This window comes from Mycobacterium sp. pUA109 (assembly GCF_041287095.1).
Classification (GTDB): domain Bacteria; phylum Actinomycetota; class Actinomycetes; order Mycobacteriales; family Mycobacteriaceae; genus Mycobacterium.
Window position 1 is genome coordinate 41,002 of the sequence record NZ_JBGGKS010000020.1, and the last position, 16,909, is coordinate 57,910.

Sequence of the window (16,909 nt, forward strand, 5' to 3'; positions counted from 1 at the left end):
CCGGATCCCGGATTGCTTGCGACCGAAGACACCCGTGAACGCGGTAACCACCCGATGAGTGAGGCGCCCAGGCGGTAGCTTCTCTGCTATGCAGAACGACGGGTCCGCCGGTGAGCCGCCCGTGCCGCAATACCCGATCGAGTCGGTCGATAACGCGCTAAAGCTGCTGTTGCTGCTGGGCGAACAACCCGAGATCCGGTTGACCGAGGCGACCCGGTACCTGGGGGTGGCGTCGTCGACCGCGCACCGATTGCTGGCGATGTTGGCCTATCGCGGCTTTGTCCGTCAGGACCCGGTATCGAAGGTGTACCGACCCGGGCCGGCTTTGACCGGGGTGGCGTTCGCGGTGTTCGGCCGCCTCGACATCCCGCGGGTCGCCGCGCCGGTGCTGCGCGACGTCAGTGACCGGCTGCGCGAAACCGCGCACATCGGGGTGCTCGACGGCGCCAGCGTGCGCTTTATTGCCGCCGTCGAGGGCCCCGCCGCGGTGCGGGTGGCCTCCCGGCTGGGACGCAGTTTGCCCGCGCACTGCACGTCGACCGGCAAGGCCATGTTGGCTCAACTGCCCGAGCCCGAGCTGCACCGGCTGCTGCCCGGCGAGCAGCTGGAGCGCGTCACCGAGCATTCGATTGGCAGCAGATCCCAACTGTTCGACGAGCTTTCCCAGGTCCGCCGCCAGGGCTACGCCACCAACCGCGAAGAAAGCGAGGACGGGGTGGCCTCGGTCGCGGTCGCGATCCCGACTCGCGCACCCGGGTTGCGGCTGGCGCTCAACGCCGCCGCTCCGGTGCACCGACTCAGCGAAGCCCAATACCCCGGGGTGGCCGCTGTCCTGGTCGCGGCGGCCAGCGAGCTCGCCGACCAGCTCGGCTGAACGGTAACCGTCGTCGAGGCGAACTAAGCGCGCCCTACTGGCCGCGCACGGCGGCGACCGCCTTGACCAGCAGGTCGGACATGACCTGTTCCGGGTTGAGGTCGGGGTCGGTGCCGCCCATCACGACGACCGTGGTGCGATCGTCGAGCGCCGCGGTGTAGACGTAGTCGGGGTCATCGCCGGAATTGACGCTGAGCTTGGCCGCGCTGGTGGTGACACCCGCGATGGTCGGCGCCGGCACGGGTTGGGCCGTTCCGGATGCCTCGGGGGAGCCGGACAAGGTGACCTGGTCGCAGCCCGCGGGAGGCGGGGTGGCCTTGATGGGCTGGGGCAACTTCAACGCGACGACGTCGATGTTGCCCTGGTCGCCTTCCCCGCGGATGCCCGCGGCCTGGCTGCCCACCGACGGCTCGGCGTAGGGCGGGATGATCAGCGATCGGCACTGCGGCGGATCGACCTGGGCCCCGGTGAACGCGTTGATCCCGGACCCGTCGATGTCGGCTTGGGACAACGTTTTCGCCTGCTCAGCCTGGGGATTGAAGCCCGCCGGGAAGTCATCCTTGACGTTGTCGACGCGCGCGATGTCGTAGTCGACAGCGGGTGCTGCTGAGGTGGCCGCGGGCGACGACGGCTGCGGCTGCGTCGACGAGCTGGCGGGCGTGCTTTCTTGGGCGTCGCCGCAGGCGGCGAGGGTAACGCTGACGCCGGCGGCGATCAGCAACGAAACGGCTTGGCGAGTGGTACGCCGCGGTGAAGTCATCAGATCTCCTGGTTGATGGTGGGGTAGCCCGAACCCTGCTCGACACCGCGAGATGAGCACCCGATCTGCATCGGGCAGATCGGGTGCTCACCGGGAACCTTCGCGGGTCGCATGACCGTGACCTAGGTAGCCTAGGTCAGTGCCACATCACCACCACCACCACCAGTGCCGCCAGAAGTGGTGGTGGTGATGCCAGTGGTGGTCCGGCATCGGCGCGTTGTGCCAGCCCGCGGCGGCAACCTGGTTGTCTTGGACGGCCGGGGCGGCCTGCGCCGCCGGCACCGCGCCGAATAACATCGCACCGGCGACCGCGGCGGCACCGACCGCGCCAGCCGCCGTACGGCGTGCTGACCTCACCGAGATCGACATGACACCCTCCTTCGTATCGGTTTTCTTCATCACAAGTCGGATAACGACGTCCTACGGCGATGATGCTAACCCGACAACAATGGTTTGGAAAAGTTTTTTGACGGGTGTGTGACTTATCTATCAATTCGGTCCAGCAACCTCGTGAAATCCTTGTACTGAGCAGCCCTCGCCGCGCAGCCCTCGGTAGGGCTTACCCAGCTCCGTGGTGATGGAAGCGCCCCCGCGGTCGGCCCTTGCAGTAGTTCAGTAGATGCAATGCTACAGGTAGAGCCGCTTTACACGATCGCGGAACTGGGTATCTCCGTAGTTCAGTAACTCCGCGTCCGGGGATCGGCCGACCGGCCGATCGATGCCATTCGCTGCGTTCTCCGATAATTGCGACAGCAAGCATGCAAATAATCTAGCCAATTCGAATATGAGGAAATTTGCGCGGCTTTAACTATGTTTTTTGCTCAATAAAAAGAAGTGTCTGGCCCCGTTGGTCGGCCGCACCTCGGGGCCCGTGTTGATGGCTGACCTGCGCCGCAACCCCTGTGACCCCGGGCGCAAGCGGCAGCGCGGAGCATTAAATGCGGGCGGTGCACTGCCAGTGCGGCAGGTCAGCGGGAAAACTCCGGGCCGGATTGGCGATATCGGGGTGTCCATCCCGGCGTGGCGGATGCGGGCCGTTACCCTCAGGGATGCCCACCGTGACGCCGTTGCATATCGGCTGATCTACGGACATACTGACACTCGGATCTACTGATAGAGCGTTTCACCAGGCGAGAAGAAGGTCACCACAGGATGAGTGCCGCCATCAACCCGTTCCCACGGGACTCGGACCGACTCCGTGTCCCACCTGCCGCGCCTGGGACCAGGCCGCCGGCCGGGGCGGCGATGACCCAGCCCATTGGCATCGGACAGCCCAGTGAGCGGCGGACCCGACGGACCGTCGACATCTCGCGGGAGACGCACCGCGCCCTGGACAGTTGGCAACTCGATGCGGCCTCCCGCCTCGGGGTCACCCGAGTTACCGGACAAGAGGTGCTCAGCGCGCTCGTCGACCAGCTGTTGTCCGATCCCGAGCTGTCCGCCCAGATCATGCTCGCCCTGCGCACCGCCCGGCGGTGAGCCTGGGCGCTCAGCTCGGCTGAGTCGGCAGCCGCGCGACCTCATGACGCCAGACTGCGTCGACGGCGAAACCCGGGCCCAAATCCGGCAGGTTCACCCAGTCGGCCTCATCGATGTCGCGCAGCGTGCCACCGGCGCCGCGCACCCGTAACGACAGCTGGGCCAGCCGGTCGAGGCTGATCGCCTGCAGCACCGCCTGCGGCACGGTAGCCGCGGCGCTGACGATGCCGTGCCCGCGGCAGATCACCACCGGCCGGTCGCGCATCGCCGCGACCATCTCCGCCGCGAGCTGGGTAGTGCGGATCAGCACCGCCCGCGGATAGACCGGCACCCCGCCGCGGGCCAGCCACGCGCCCGGGATGTCGTAGGCGCCGTAGATCGGGCGCAAGGCGATGCCGGCCAGGTCGGCGGCGACGATGGCCGGCGGGTGCAGATGGGCGACGGCCCGGCGGGCCGGGTCGGCCCGCAGCGTTTCGACGTGGATGGGCAGCTCGTTGGGAACCCGGTAGCCGGCGAGTTCGCCCGCCGCGCCGGGGGAGCCGTCCAGGTAGATCAGCCGGATGTCGGCGGGCCGCGTGAACGCCACCCCGGCGTCGTCGTCGCTGCGGCAGCGGATCAGCAACCGGTCGTCGTCGACACGCAGGCTGAGATGGCCCAGGATGCCGTCGACCAACCCGCGCGCGGCCGCCACCCGGCACCCCGCCGCGACCAGCGCGCGCTGCTCGGTGAGGCTCATCCGCGCGCACCCAGTCCGAAGCCGCCGTCGGGGTGGGCGCTGTCACCGGTGATCCCGCGGGACCGGTCGGAGGCGAAAAACACGTAGCTCCAGGCGTGATCGGCCCCGGACAGCGCCACCTGCAGCGGCGTCCGCGCGGCCAGCTCCCGGGCGCGGTCCGGGGTGTCATCGAGGCGGGTGTCGGCCAGCCCCAGGCTGTGCAGGCCCCGCAGATCGGTGTGCACGGTCCCGCCCGGCGCCACTCCGTTGACCCGGATCCGTGGCGCCAGTTCGTGGGCCAGCGTGGTGACCAGCCCGCGCACCGCGAATTTCGACGCCACATACAGCGTCCCGCCGCGGCCCGGATAGAACGACGACGCCGACTCGGTCAGCACGATCGACGCGCCGTCCTGGGCCTGCAGCGCGGGCAACGCGGCCTTCACCGACTGCAGCTGGCTGAGCACGTTGGTGCGAAACATCTCGTCGAACGCGCCGGGAAGGTCGTCGGCGTCGATGTCGGTGAGGCCCCGATAGAAGTCGAAGACGCCGACACAGTGGACCAGGGTGTCCAGACCGCCGTAGGCCTCGACCGTCGCCGCGACCGCCCGTTCGTTGGCGTCGCGGGTGGTGGCGTCGCCCGACAGCACCGGCAGGTCCGGCAACTCACCGCGCAGCGCCGCGCATTTGTCCGGGTCCCGTTCCAGCACCGCCACCTGGGCGCCTTCGGCGCGGAAGGCGTCGACGACGGCGCGGCCGATCCCCGAGCCGGCGCCGACGATCAGCGCCCGCTTGCCGGCCAGCCACCCGGTCACCGCGCCGGCTCGTCGTCGGGATCATCGGGCAGCAGCGGACCGTCGCCGGTGCCGACCATCGCCGCCAGGGTGCGGGGATTCTGCCGGGTCAGTGCCTCCACCTCCAACGCATCCAGGCTGATCCATCGCCCGGATTTGGGGGCGGTGATCAGCAGCCGCGAGCCGTTGCGGGTGTCGACGCGGCGGATCTGTACCTCGGCGAATTCGTTGGCGACGGTGAGCGGTTCGCCCACCGTACCGTTGAGCAGCGCGGCAAGGTCGTCGTTCACAAGAACACCGCCAGGTTCTGCATCCGCAACACCGACTCGTCGACGGTGATGGTGCGCCGCGCCAACTTCCAGCCCCCGCCATCGCGGCGTAACAGGTCGTCGCGGCCGCAGGACACCAGGGCGGCCTCGTTGACGTCGCCGCGGCTGCGGAACAGCAGTTCGGCGGATTCCACCCGGAGTTCGTCGGGATCTGCGCCGGCGAAGGTGCGCACATTGGTGATGAAGTGCCGCAGCCGCGACGGCGGGTCCTCGGTCCAGGCGTGTTCGGTGGCAAACCGGGCCACCCGGCGCTGCAGCGAATACTTGTTCTCGTCGAAATGCGCCATCCCGGGCGCGGTGTCAAACCCGGCGCCCAGCGCGGTGGTGACCCGCACCGGCATCAGGTAGCGGACGTCGTCGGTCAGCGTGTCCAGCCACGCCGCGTAGTCCTGGGCGTCGAGCAGATAGGCCTCATCGACCAGGAACTGGTGCGCCTGCAGATGCCGGGCATCGTTGAACGGCAACGGTTTCACGTCGTCTCCAGGTGGTCGGCCCACAGCCGCAGCAGGGCACGCTGGTTGTGCTCGTTGTAGCCGACTTGGGCGTATCCGGGCCCGTGAAACGCCTCCGGCGGCAACGGTTCGACGACCGGTCGGCCATCGGCGCGCAGACCCATCCGGCTGTTGAGCAACAGCCGCCGCGCCATCGTCCCGCCGGCGGTGTTGGTCAACGACACCCAGTTCTCCACGTCGTCCTGCTCGAACATGCCGGTCGACCCGAAACACATCAGATACGCCCGATACGACTTCTGCTTGAACTCCGCGGGCGCGGCGGCGTCGACGGCGAACCAGGAACACACCTCGGTCTGGTTGTGGCTGATCGGCTGCCAGAGCCGAATCGAGATGAACGGCAACACATCGTGACCGTCTTCGACCTTGGGCCAGTTGTGCACGAAGCTCAGGTTCGGGAAGCACGACGCCGCCGACACCATGAACCCGTCCCCGCCGACCACCCGCTGCTGATCCCGAGTCCAGACCCGTTCGGCCCGGGCGATCATCTCGTCGGGGTAGCCGACGTAGCGCATCCGCTCGGCGAACGTGCCCGGCGGCAGCTTGTAGGTGGTGCCGCCGCCCTTGCCGGCCCAGTAGGTGGCCCCGTCCTTGCGTTTTTGCGCCTTGGGTTCCCGGAACAGCCCGATCTCGACGACCGAGGTGTGGGTGTGCGGGGTGTGGTACATGTCGCCGGCGAAATTCTCCGCGCCGATCTTCCAGTTCGCGTTGATCCGCCAGCGCTGCGGGCCGCGCACCTCCAGGCCGTGCGGGCTCTGGTTGGTGTAGAAGTCCAGGTAGAACCGGAAGTCGCCCAGGTACTCGGCCAGCGGTGCGGCGTCGGGATCCAAACTGATGAACAGCAATCCGTTGTAGCTGCCCAGATTCGGTGCGGGCAGCAGGGTTTGCCCGGTTTTGACGAACCCCTCGTCGCCGCCGTAGGCCTCCCGGTGAAACGGCAGGCCGCTGATCCGGCCGTCGTTGCGGTAGGTCCAGCCGTGATACGGGCAGCGGAAGTTCGACGCATTCCCCATTTCGGCCCGGCACACCTGCATACCCCGGTGCAGGCACATGTTGAACATGGCGCGCACCTGGCCCTCGGCATCCCGGGTGATGATGAACGAGTCGTCGAGCACCCGACGCACCACGTAGTCACCGTTTTGGGGGATCTCCGATTCGTGCCCGACGAACACCCACGCCCGGCTGAACAGCCGCTCCTTTTCCAGCGCGAAGATCTCGGCGTCGTTGTAGATGTGGGCGGGAATCATCCCGCGCCGAACATCGGCGAACAGACGACTGTGATCGGACACCGGGCCCTCCCCGTGCGCTGTCTGCTGAGCAGAGGGATTTTCTTCTACCAAGAGAATGCCGCGTGGATTCGGTGCGGTCAACCGGCGCCATCGCGGAGAAGTCGTAGACGCGCTACGGAAAAGCCGCTACAGTTAGTCGCGATGGTTTCGACGGGCAAGGGGACAACGATGGCCGAGGTACTCCGGGTCGGGCTGCGGAAATTCGTCATCGTGTCGCTGGTGATCGCCTGCGCCACCCTCGGTCCGACCGAGCTGTTGGCCTACTGGTGGGTGACCCGACCGCCCGGCTGGGCCGAACAGGCCAACCCGGCCCGTTGGGTGGTGGCCACCGTCGAACCGCGCACCCCCGATCCGATCCGGCAGCCGGTGGGCGCCTAGTGCGGGAGGAGGGCGGCGTCGCGGCGGTGTGGCTGGCGCTGCTGCTGATCGCGCTCGGGTGGGCGCCGGTGGCGGGGGCCGCACCGAACCAGCCGCCCTGTGAGAGCGTCGACCTGTCCTACGGCAAGACGCTGGCCGAGCAACACGTCCGCTGTGTGCTGGGCGTCAATGCCCACCTGAGCCTGGATGTGACCAGCGATCCGGCGTGGTCGTTCGTCGTGCGCCGCGACGGTGCGCCGGGCCAAACGTTCCGGGAACCCACCGACGCGATCGGGGAGACCGGCGTGGTCCCGCTGCTGCAGGACATCGACGACGACGGGATCCCCGAACTGCTGGTGGTCACCGGCCGGGGCGGCACCGGCGGCGAACCCATGGCGGTGTGGCGACTGGCCGATCAAACGCAGCAGTTTGTCCGCGCCGGTGACCTGTTCGGCAAGCGGCTGTTCTACCGGACCCCGGAGGGTTTCTTCGGCAACTATGCGCACGCCAGCGCGATGTCGGGTGGCGTCGCGCTGTATCGGTGGGCGAACAACACCCTGACCGAAGTGGCCGTGCTCGACATGGCGGTCGCCGGGAACCGGCCACCCGAGGACCCGCCCGGCCACGACTGGGTGAAAAACGGCAATACCTTGTGCGCGCTGGCCGGCGGCGATTACGCCGCCTCGTTGCGGGCCGCCGGCATTGACCCCGCCACCGCGCAGCAGCGATTCTGTGCGCAACCGTGGGTCGCCACCGTCTACCGGAGCTGAAATCGGTTAGCGTCAGTCAGATGAGGGCCGCACCGGAGCCGTCGGCGTCCCAGCGTGAGATCACCATGGAGATCGCGCGCATCGCCGCGGACTACCCGCGCGACCGTGTGGAGACCCAGCCGCGGCTGGACTATCCGCCGTATCGCAGCAGCCGGTTGCGGCATCCCCAGCGGCTGCTGCAGCCGGTCGATCCGGCGGAGATCGAACGGTGGGCGCCGTGTTTCGGTGCGGCCGACGTCGACGCGCGCGATGCCGACCTGACCGCGGGCCACCCGGCGGAGCCGATCGGGGAGCGCATCATCGTGACCGGCCGGGTTCTCGATGGGGCGGGTCGGCCGGTCGCCGGCCAGCTGGTCGAGATCTGGCAGGCCAACGCCGCCGGCCGCTACCGGCATGCCCGCGACCAGCACCCAGCCCCCCTCGACCCCAACTTCACCGGCACCGGCCGCTGCCTGACCGGGCCGGACGGCAGCTACCGGTTTTTGACCATCAAGCCCGGCCCCTATCCGTGGCGCAACCACCGGAACGCCTGGCGGCCCGCGCACATCCACTTCTCGGTCTTCGGGACCGCGTTCACCCAACGCCTGGTCACCCAGATGTACTTTCCCGGCGACCCGCTGTTCGGTTTGGATCCCATCTACCAGTCCATCGTCGACCCGGCCGCCCGCGCCCGGCTGATCGCCGACTACGACCACGACCTGACCCAACCCGAATACGCGACCGGCTACCGCTGGGACATCGTGCTGTCCGGTAGCGAGCGGACCTGGACCGAGCATGGCTGAGTTGGTCGTTACCCCGGGCCAGACGGTGGGCCCGTTCTTTCATTGCGCGCTGCCGTTTCCCGGCGACCACCGGCTGATCGACGACGCGCACCGCGACGCGATCCGATTGCACGGCACCGTCTACGACGGCGACGGCGCCGGCGTCCCCGACGCCCTGCTCGAACTGTGGCAACCCGACCCGGCCGGCACCATCGTGCAGCGGCCCGGCTCACTGCACCGCGACGGCGGCGCCTTCACCGGCTGGGGGCGCTGCGCCACCGACGCCGCCGGCCGCTACCACTTCAGCACGCTGACCCCGGGGACGACGACGCCCGGACGGCCCCCGTTTTTCGCGATCACCGTCTTCGCCCGGGGACTGCTGAACCGGTTATTCACCCGCGCCTACCTGCCCGGAGCCGACCCGGACGCCGAGCCGCTGCTGGCCGGGCTGGACCGCGCGCGCCGCGAAACCCTGCTGTGCCAGCAGGATTTGGATGGCTACCGGTTCGACATTCACCTGCAGGGACGTAACGAGACGGTCTTTCTTCAGTATCGCGGTGACCGGCCATGAATTTGTTGTGGCCGGGGGACCAGCGCGCCGGTGCGCTGATGACCGATGACGCGCTGCTGGCGGCGATGCTCGCGGTGGAGTCCGCCTGGTTGACGGCGCTCGCCGACGCCGGCGTGGCACCGGCGGCGTGCGCCGGTGCCGACCTCGCCGGCCTGGTCGGCCTCCGCGACACCGAGGCGCTGGCCGCCGCCGCCGAGGACGGCGGGAACCCGGTCATCGGGGTGGTCGCCGTGCTGCGCGAGCGCGCCGGGTCACCGATTTCGGAGTGGCTGCACCGGGGCTTGACCAGCCAGGACGTGCTCGACACCGCCCTGATGCTGGCCACCAGATCTGTGGTGGACCTCGTGGCAACACAACTGGTCCAACAGATTTCGGTGCTGTCGACCCTGACCGCCACGCATCGCGGCACGCCGATGCTGGCGCGCACGTTGACCCAGCCCGCGGTGCCGACCACTTTCGGCGCCAAGGCCGCCGGCTGGCTGCGCGGCCTGCTCGACGCCCATCAGCAACTCACCGCGCTTGTCACCCCCATCCAGATCGGCGGTGCGGCCGGAACCTGGTCGGCGATCACCGAACTGGTGACCCTGACCGAAAGCTCCGGTGATCCCAGCCAGGCCGCCGCGCGGCTGGTGCGCGCCGCCGCAACCGGTTTGGGGCTGGCCACCCGGCCGCCGTGGCACACCACCCGAACCCCGGTGACCGCGGCGGGCGATGCGCTGCTCGGCTGCACCGACGCCTGGGGCCGCATCGCCGCGGACGTGGTGGTGCTGGCCCGCCCGGAGATCGGCGAACTCGGCGAGCCCAGCGGGGCGGGCCGCGGCGGCTCGTCGACCATGCCGGACAAACACAACCCGGTGCTGTCCATCCTGATTCGCCGCGCGGCCATCGCCGCGCCCCCGCTGGCGGCGACCCTGCACACCGCCGCCGCGCTGGCCAACGACGAGCGCCCCGACGGCGCCTGGCATGCCGAATGGGACACCCTGCGCACCCTGGCCCGGCGCACCGTCGTCGCCGGATCGCAGTGCAGCGAGCTGCTCGCCGGGCTGCAGATCCATCCCGCGGCGATGGCCCGCAACCTGGCCGCCGTCGACGTGGGCGGCGAACAACGTGCTATCGCTAACCTGGTCGGAAAACCCCCGTCGCCCAACTATTTCGGGGCGATCGACCTGCTGGTGGACGAGACCCTCGAGCGTGCCCGTCGAACGCTGACCAGGGTCAGGTAGATCTCATACGGAAACCGCGGACGGCGTCATTGCCGCCTGTGCGTCTGCTCGTCAGGAAAGCGCGGCGCCGATTTCGGTGGCGGCGTCGTCGCCGTAGGCGCCGGCCAGCCGGTGCACCGCGACCTGGCGGTCCCACTGCCATTCCTGGGTGCCGGTCGATTCCAGCACCAACACCGCCACCAGCGAACCCAGCTGCGCGGAGCGCTCGAGGTTCAGGCCGGCGCTGCGCCCGGTCAAGAACCCGGCCCGAAACGCATCACCCACCCCGGTGGGGTCGACCTGGCTGGTTTCGGGCACCACGCCGACGTGGATGGTGGTGCCGTCGGCGTCGACGATGTCGACCCCCTTGGCGCCCAGCGTGGTGACCCGCAGCCCGACCTGCGCCATCACCTCGGCTTCGGTCCAGCCGGTCTTGGACAGCAGCAGTTCCCATTCGTAGTCGTTGGTGAACAGGTAGGTGGCGCCGTCGATCAGCTGGCGGATCTGCTCCCCGGACAGCCGGGCCAGCTGCTGGGACGGGTCGGCGGCGAACGCCAGCCCCAGCGTGCGGCACTCGGCGGTGTGCAAGAACATCGCCTCGGGGTCGTTGGCGCCCACGATCACCAACTCCGGGGTGCCGATGGCGTCGACCACCTTGGCCAGCGAAATGTCCCGGGCCTGCGACATGGCGCCCGGGTAAAACGACGCGATCTGGGCCATCTCGGTGTCGGTGGTGCACACGAACCGGGCGGTGTGCGCGGTCTTAGACACCAACACCTGGTCGCAGTTGACGCCGTGCGCCACCAGCCAGCCCCGGTAGTCGGCGAAGTCGTCGCCGGCCGCGCTGACCAGCGCCACGTCGCCGCCGAGCACCCCGATGGCGTAGGCCATATTGCCGGCCACCCCGCCCCGGTGGATCACCAAATCGTCGACCAAAAAGCTCAGCGACACCTTCTGCAAGTGATCCGCCAGCAGTTGCTCGGAAAACCGGCCCGGAAACCGCATCAAATGGTCGGTAGCGATCGAACCGGTCACCGCAATCGTCACGAACTATCCACCCTTCATTTTCTAAGTCAAGCTAGGCGAGACTGCCGGTGCGGAACACCGCCTCGATGAGTGCGCGGCTGCATACGCCCGACCCGGCGGTCGTGTATGAAGCGCCGCGCAGTCGGCACCCCGAAGCTGTGCGGAAACTAGACGGCGCGTTTGAGGTCGTCGGCTTTGTTGAGTTGTTCCCAGGGCAGTTCGATGTCGGTGCGGCCGAAGTGCCCGTAGGCGGCGGTTTGGGCGTAGATCGGGCGTAGCAAGTCCAGGTCGCGCACGATCGCGCCGGGCCGCAGGTCGAACACCTCGCCGATGGCCTTCTCGATCTTGACCGGGTCGATGGTTTCGGTGCCGAAGGTCTCGACGAACAACCCGACCGGGGCGGCCTTGCCGATCGCGTAGGCGACCTGCACCTCGATCCGCTCGGCCAACCCGGCCGCGACCACGTTTTTGGCCACCCAGCGCATCGCGTAGGCCGCCGAGCGGTCCACCTTGGACGGGTCCTTACCCGAGAACGCGCCACCGCCGTGGCGGGCCCAGCCGCCGTAGGTGTCGACGATGATCTTGCGGCCGGTCAACCCGGCATCACCCATCGGGCCGCCCAGCACGAACTTGCCGGTCGGGTTGACCAACAGCCGGTAGTCGGAGGTGTCCATGGTGTCGTGGCCGAGGTCGTTGAGCACGGTGTTGACCACCTTCTCCCGGATGTCCGGGGTCAAGGTGGCGTCCAGGTCGATCCCGTCGGCGTGCTGGGTGGACAGCACCACGGTGTCTAGGCGCACCGGGGTGTTGCCGTCGTAGGCCACGGTGACCTGGGTCTTGCCGTCCGGGCGCAGGTAGTCCAGCACACCGCTCTTGCGGACCTCGGTGAGCCGACGCGCCAGCCGGTGCGCCAACGCGATCGGCAGCGGCATGTACTCCGGGGTATCGGAGATCGCGTACCCGAACATCAGCCCCTGATCACCGGCACCCTGGGCGTCCAGCGGATCAGCCGCACCCTCCACCCGGGCCTCATGCGCGGTATCCACCCCCTGGGCGATATCGGGCGACTGGGCACCAATCCCGATGTTCACCCCACACGTCGCGCCGTCAAAACCCTTCTCCGAAGAGTCATAGCCGATGTCCAAGATCCGCTCCCGGACCGTGTTGGTGATATCGGCGAACGCCTCCTTCGCGGTGGTGGACACCTCCCCAGCCAGATGCACCTGACCAGTGGTCACCAACGTCTCCACCGCAACACGCGAACGCGGATCGGCCGCCAACAGCGAATCCAGCACCGAATCACTGATCGCATCACAGATCTTGTCCGGATGGCCCTCGGTCACCGACTCACTGGTAAACAGCCGACCCTTATCGCCCACGTTTGTCATCCCTTTCTGTCAATTTGCAAAGGCCGCGGAACAGCTCAAAGTCCGCGGGGCCAGCAATCCATCGTTCTTTGTCACTCGCGGTGGGCGCTGACCAGCCATGACGGCAGCTGCGCACGGCCGTCGTGCCCGATAGTGACATTGCGGTATTCGAAACCTTCTGGCAGGGTAGCCGGGACGTTGACCCACGCGCGTGTGGGTTGGATGTTATCCACGGCGAGGTGCGTGCCGACGATGCTTTGCAATTGCTGATCAGTGAACGGGCGCGGGCCAAAATCGGCGTCCGGTGGGAACGCCTCGGTGGCAAAGACAAGAGCAAAAAACTTGCCGCCGGGTTTCAGTGCGCGCGCACTAGATTCAATGTATCCGTGCCGGAGTTCTTCGGGCAGGCAGTGGAACACAAGACCGTCGATAACGGTATTGAAGTAGTTTTCATAGCCGGTTGATTTGCTCAGGTCGGCCACCCCGAACGTCACAGTCAGGCCCCGTTGCATTGCTGCTTGCTTCGCCTGATCAATGGCGCTACTAGACCGGTCCAGCCCGACAACTTCGTATCCCTTTGCGGCCAATGCTAATGAAGCAACCCCCACGCCACATCCGGAATCGAGGACTGGCCCCGTGAAAAGCCCTTGCTGTTCCAGTGCAGCCAAGGCTGGCTGCAGTTCGCCGATGTTCCATCCAGGATTTCCCGGCGCGTATGACGCGTTACCGTCATACAGTTCATCCCAGTCCACAGTGTTAACGTTAAAAGTAGGCATGGTTACCAGATTAAGTGGGCTTTCTGGAAAAGTACTCGGGGCAAGCTGGTAGCTTTCGTAAAGCCCGCGATGGCCTAATGCGGAAAAGGGAGAGATCATTTATCCAGGCGCTCCTGGTAATAATTAGTGGCGAAGAACGTGGGACTTCTCGGCGGCTGTACCGGACCGCCGTCCGGTGTGATTGGCGGAGGTGCTAGAACTGCCCGTCGGGTGACCAATAGGAGAGCATCTCGGCGAATGTCTGAAATGCCGGCCCCGACAACCCGTAGGTGGCTTCCAGGTGGATGCTCAGTGGGAAGCCGAGTTCGACGACGCCGTCGATTACCCGCTTGTATAAATCCAGCGCGAGTCGGCGCTTTTCTGCCGGTTCGCTGCCGGCCAGCTTCTTGACGAAAGCCTGCTCGTCGGCCACCGCGGCGTTTCCCGGATCCTGAATCAACCAGTCGATCAGGCCCACACGGGTTTCGAGCTGGGGCACGAAACCGAACGACAGCAGCACTTCGGGCCGATAATCGCTGTTCTTGGCGAAGTCGGCCAGGAAACCAACGATCGCGTCCGAATACAACAACTGCGTCATGCCGTAGGTGGCGCCCCGTTCGCACTTGAACGAAAACCGGCCGTGCTCGCCCTCGCGTGTCGGGATCAGTATGACGCCGCGGTTGGAGATCAGGTCCCGATAGAGCGACAGCGCGTCGGTGGGCGCGACGCCAGAACCCTCGCCGTCGTTCATCGTGCGCGGGACGCCGACGAACACCACACCCTCCATGCCGGCACCGCCCAGGTCGATGAGGCGGTTACCGAGCGAGGACTCGTCCATGAAGGCGGTGACCTGGGTGCACAGCCCATTGACGCCGGGTAGCTCCGGTTTGACAAGCGACCAGAAATCCAGCACGTCCAGCTTCCGTTGCATCGGGACTGGCCGGTCGTCGTCCTCGGCGATGATGCCCGGGATCATCACGTGCCGAATCCGCCCGTCGAGCCCGGAATCGTTGCAATACTGCGCCACTTTGCGTGCTTCTTCGAATGCCCGCTCACGACCGCCGTCGATGTTCGGCGGCACCAACTCGAGCGCAATGGTGTTGAGGGTCATCCGGCTCCTCTTCGCGATCAGATCGGGCCTGGGCCCGCCGAGCATGGGCCTGGGCTCGCCGAGATCGACGTTTTCGCGGGGTCTACTCGCACTTGGTCACGCTTACGTCGATCTCGGCGACAAAGGGGTTGGCTCAGTACCGGTAGTGGTCGGCCTTGTACGGGCCTTCGACGTCGACGCCGATGTATTCGGCCTGGTCCTTGGTCAGCTTGGTCAGCGTGCCGCCGAGCGCGGTGACGTGGATGCGGGCCACCTTCTCGTCGAGGTGTTTGGGCAGCCGGTAGACCTCGTTGTCGTATTCGTCGTTTTTGGTCCACAGCTCGATCTGGGCGATCACCTGGTTGGAGAAGCTGTTGCTCATCACGAACGACGGGTGCCCGGTGGCGTTGCCCAAGTTGAGCAGCCGGCCCTCGGACAACACGATGATCGATTTGCCGGTGTCGCCGAACGTCCACTGGTCGACCTGCGGCTTGATGGTGTCGCGGGTGGCCCCGGAGCGCTCCAGCCGGGCCATCTGGATCTCGTTGTCGAAATGGCCGATGTTGCCCAAGATGGCCTGGTCCTTCATCGCGCGCATGTGCTCGAGGGTGATGATGTCCTTGTTGCCGGTGGTGGTGACCACGATGTCGGCCTCGGCGATGGCCTGCTCGACGGTTTTGACGTCGTAGCCATCCATCAGCGCCTGCAAGGCGTTGATCGGGTCGATCTCGGTGACGGTGACCCGAGCGCCCTGGCCGGCCAGCGATTCCGCGCAGCCCTTCCCGACGTCCCCGTAGCCGCAGACCAGCGCCTTCTTACCGCCGATCAGCACGTCGGTGCCGCGGTTGATCCCGTCGATCAGCGAGTGCCGACAGCCGTACTTGTTGTCGAACTTGGACTTGGTCACCGAGTCATTGACGTTGATGGCCGGGAAAGACAGCTCACCGGCGGCGGCGAACTGATACAGCCGCAGCACCCCGGTGGTGGTCTCCTCGGTAACCCCGCGCACCGACTCCGAGATCGTCGTCCACTTGGTCTTGTCGGCCTCAAAGCCCTCGGCCAGCCGGGCCAAAAAGATCTTCCACTCTTCGGGGTCATCATCCTCAGCCGGCGGCACCACCCCGGCCTTCTCGTACTGCGCGCCGCGCAGCACCATCATGGTGGCATCCCCGCCATCGTCGAGGATCATGTTCGCCGGCTCACCGGGCCAGGTCAGCGCCCGCTCGGCCGCCCACCAGTACTCCTGCAGCGTCTCGCCCTTCCAAGCGAACACCGCCGTGCCCTTCGGCTCCTCGGGGGTGCCGTGCGGGCCGACGACAACCGCGGCGGCGGCGTGGTCCTGGGTGGAGAAAATGTTGCACGACGCCCACCGCACCTCGGCACCCAAACTGACCAGCGTCTCGATCAACACCGCGGTCTGCACCGTCATGTGCAGCGAACCCGAAATCCGCGCCCCCTTGAGCGGAGCAACCTCGGCATACTCCCGCCGCAACGACATCAGACCCGGCATCTCATGTTCGGCCAGCCGGATCTCCTTGCGCCCAAACTCAGCCAACGACAGGTCGGCGACCTTGTACTCGATGCCATTGCGGACGTCGGGGGCCAGCCCACTTTCAGTCGTCGTCATACGATGTCTTATTCCTCCGGCCAGACGTAGTCATTAAGCAGTCAGTGGGCTTAAGTTCTCAAAACCGCCAACTGGCTAGGCCAATCGCGTTCTTAGATCGGCGCTCCGCGGCGGCGGCCGCTGCGATGCTGCACACGATCACGCATGACTTAGCCGACGGCCGGTATCACCTGCGCCAGGGTTGACCCACGGCGGCGGCAATTCCACTATGTGGAACGCAATCACGGCTGGATCGCGACCTGTCACCAAACCCACGTCGGTGAGGGACGCATCGTTGAGCACCCTCGCGACAAAACATACACCTAAGCAACTGTTAAACACAGCAATAAAGGCTGTCGAAGGGCTGTGAGGACCGGTCCTCCAAAGCCGCGGACGTCGTTTTCGAGTGCGGCGACGCCACGGTGCCGGTGCCCATTGCCGAGTCGATCAGGCCCACTCGGCGCCACGGGCTGAAAAACCCTAGTCATCAACATCTTTCGGTGCTTCTGACTGCTGATCGGCGAAACCCTCGAGCATGCCCGGCGAATACTCAAAGAGAATTCATAGATCGCCGGAAAACCATTGTGGCAGTTGGGCTACTGGCTACGAAGCCCACAACACCAGGTGAGGCGTCACCGAATCCGTTGGTAGAGTTGCG

General features: G+C 66.8%; 19 protein-coding genes. 7 read left to right on the top strand and 12 right to left on the bottom strand.

Annotation, left to right across the window (positions count from 1 at the left end; translation table 11 throughout):
• Positions 1-88 precede the first annotated feature (88 nt).
• Positions 89-874 carry an IclR family transcriptional regulator gene (locus tag ACAG26_RS21010; protein WP_370485001.1) on the top strand — a complete coding sequence of 262 codons (786 nt, stop codon included), beginning with the start codon at positions 89-91 and terminating at the stop codon, positions 872-874.
• A gap of 34 nt (positions 875-908) precedes the next feature.
• Here the strand turns inward: ACAG26_RS21010 and ACAG26_RS21015 are convergent, their stop codons facing one another.
• Together ACAG26_RS21015 and ACAG26_RS21020 are read right to left on the bottom strand one after the other, a co-directional pair.
• A complete protein-coding gene (locus ACAG26_RS21015; RefSeq protein ID WP_370485002.1) occupies positions 909-1,634 on the bottom strand; it encodes a DUF5642 family protein in 726 nt (241 codons plus the stop codon).
• A 147-nt stretch (positions 1,635-1,781) separates the two neighbouring features.
• Positions 1,782-2,003 (bottom strand): hypothetical protein, encoded by a 222-nt coding sequence (locus ACAG26_RS21020; protein WP_131823522.1) that lies wholly within the window; start codon positions 2,001-2,003, stop codon positions 1,782-1,784.
• 783 nt (positions 2,004-2,786) lie between these two features.
• Here ACAG26_RS21020 and ACAG26_RS21025 point away from each other — a divergent pair.
• Positions 2,787-3,113, top strand: a complete 327-nt coding sequence (locus tag ACAG26_RS21025; protein ID WP_370485003.1) for a hypothetical protein — start codon at positions 2,787-2,789, stop codon at positions 3,111-3,113.
• Between the two features lie 10 nt (positions 3,114-3,123).
• On the opposite strand, the gene ACAG26_RS21030 is transcribed toward ACAG26_RS21025, so the two are convergent.
• The 5 genes from ACAG26_RS21030 to ACAG26_RS21050 are packed head-to-tail and all read right to left on the bottom strand — an operon-like array spanning position 3,124 to position 6,704.
• The gene (locus tag ACAG26_RS21030; protein WP_370485004.1) at positions 3,124-3,849 is read right to left on the bottom strand and encodes a class II aldolase/adducin family protein; all 726 of its coding nucleotides are present in this window, start codon (positions 3,847-3,849) and stop codon (positions 3,124-3,126) included.
• Complete coding sequence (hcaB, locus tag ACAG26_RS21035; RefSeq protein WP_370485005.1) at positions 3,846-4,640, bottom strand: 3-(cis-5,6-dihydroxycyclohexa-1,3-dien-1-yl)propanoate dehydrogenase; 795 nt, start codon at positions 4,638-4,640, stop codon at positions 3,846-3,848. The genes ACAG26_RS21030 and hcaB overlap by 4 nt, the downstream gene beginning before the upstream one ends.
• Positions 4,637-4,909 (bottom strand): dihydrodiol dehydrogenase, encoded by a 273-nt coding sequence (locus tag ACAG26_RS21040; RefSeq protein WP_370485006.1) that lies wholly within the window; start codon positions 4,907-4,909, stop codon positions 4,637-4,639. Before ACAG26_RS21040 ends, hcaB begins: the two co-directional genes overlap by 4 nt.
• Positions 4,906-5,421, bottom strand: a complete 516-nt coding sequence (locus ACAG26_RS21045; protein WP_370485007.1) for a 3-phenylpropionate/cinnamic acid dioxygenase subunit beta — start codon at positions 5,419-5,421, stop codon at positions 4,906-4,908. The genes ACAG26_RS21040 and ACAG26_RS21045 overlap by 4 nt, the downstream gene beginning before the upstream one ends.
• Positions 5,418-6,704, bottom strand: coding sequence for an aromatic ring-hydroxylating dioxygenase subunit alpha (locus ACAG26_RS21050; protein WP_370485066.1), 1,287 nt, complete (start codon positions 6,702-6,704; stop codon positions 5,418-5,420). The genes ACAG26_RS21045 and ACAG26_RS21050 overlap by 4 nt, the downstream gene beginning before the upstream one ends.
• A gap of 210 nt (positions 6,705-6,914) precedes the next feature.
• Here ACAG26_RS21050 and ACAG26_RS21055 point away from each other — a divergent pair, with 210 nt between their 5' ends.
• From ACAG26_RS21055 to ACAG26_RS21075, 5 genes are read left to right on the top strand one after another with little or no spacing between them, the layout of a single operon-like run.
• The gene (locus tag ACAG26_RS21055) at positions 6,915-7,124 is read left to right on the top strand and encodes a hypothetical protein (protein ID WP_370485008.1); all 210 of its coding nucleotides are present in this window, start codon (positions 6,915-6,917) and stop codon (positions 7,122-7,124) included.
• Positions 7,124-7,873 (top strand): hypothetical protein, encoded by a 750-nt coding sequence (locus tag ACAG26_RS21060; protein ID WP_370485009.1) that lies wholly within the window; start codon positions 7,124-7,126, stop codon positions 7,871-7,873. The genes ACAG26_RS21055 and ACAG26_RS21060 overlap by 1 nt, the downstream gene beginning before the upstream one ends.
• A 20-nt stretch (positions 7,874-7,893) precedes the next feature.
• Entirely contained in the window at positions 7,894-8,655 is a 762-nt protein-coding gene (gene pcaH, locus ACAG26_RS21065) for a protocatechuate 3,4-dioxygenase subunit beta (RefSeq protein WP_370485010.1), read from the top strand.
• Positions 8,648-9,205, top strand: a complete 558-nt coding sequence (gene pcaG, locus ACAG26_RS21070; protein ID WP_370485011.1) for a protocatechuate 3,4-dioxygenase subunit alpha — start codon at positions 8,648-8,650, stop codon at positions 9,203-9,205. Before pcaH ends, pcaG begins: the two co-directional genes overlap by 8 nt.
• Positions 9,202-10,428, top strand: coding sequence for a lyase family protein (locus ACAG26_RS21075; RefSeq protein ID WP_370485012.1), 1,227 nt, complete (start codon positions 9,202-9,204; stop codon positions 10,426-10,428). The genes pcaG and ACAG26_RS21075 overlap by 4 nt, the downstream gene beginning before the upstream one ends.
• A gap of 51 nt (positions 10,429-10,479) precedes the next feature.
• On the opposite strand, the gene ACAG26_RS21080 is transcribed toward ACAG26_RS21075, so the two are convergent.
• The 5 genes from ACAG26_RS21080 to ahcY all read right to left on the bottom strand — a co-directional run bounded on the left by ACAG26_RS21080 (position 10,480) and on the right by ahcY (position 16,272).
• A complete protein-coding gene (locus ACAG26_RS21080; RefSeq protein WP_370485013.1) occupies positions 10,480-11,454 on the bottom strand; it encodes a carbohydrate kinase family protein in 975 nt (324 codons plus the stop codon).
• Positions 11,455-11,600: 146 nt separating this feature from the next.
• A complete protein-coding gene (metK, locus tag ACAG26_RS21085) occupies positions 11,601-12,812 on the bottom strand; it encodes a methionine adenosyltransferase (protein ID WP_370485014.1) in 1,212 nt (403 codons plus the stop codon).
• 80 nt (positions 12,813-12,892) lie between these two features.
• The gene (locus ACAG26_RS21090) at positions 12,893-13,576 is read right to left on the bottom strand and encodes a class I SAM-dependent methyltransferase (RefSeq protein WP_370485067.1); all 684 of its coding nucleotides are present in this window, start codon (positions 13,574-13,576) and stop codon (positions 12,893-12,895) included.
• A 193-nt stretch (positions 13,577-13,769) separates the two neighbouring features.
• On the bottom strand, positions 13,770-14,666 hold the full coding sequence (locus tag ACAG26_RS21095; protein WP_370485015.1) for a mycobacterial-type methylenetetrahydrofolate reductase: 897 nt from the start codon (positions 14,664-14,666) through the stop codon (positions 13,770-13,772).
• A gap of 133 nt (positions 14,667-14,799) precedes the next feature.
• Entirely contained in the window at positions 14,800-16,272 is a 1,473-nt protein-coding gene (gene ahcY / locus ACAG26_RS21100) for an adenosylhomocysteinase (RefSeq protein WP_370485016.1), read from the bottom strand.
• Positions 16,273-16,909 lie beyond the last annotated feature (637 nt).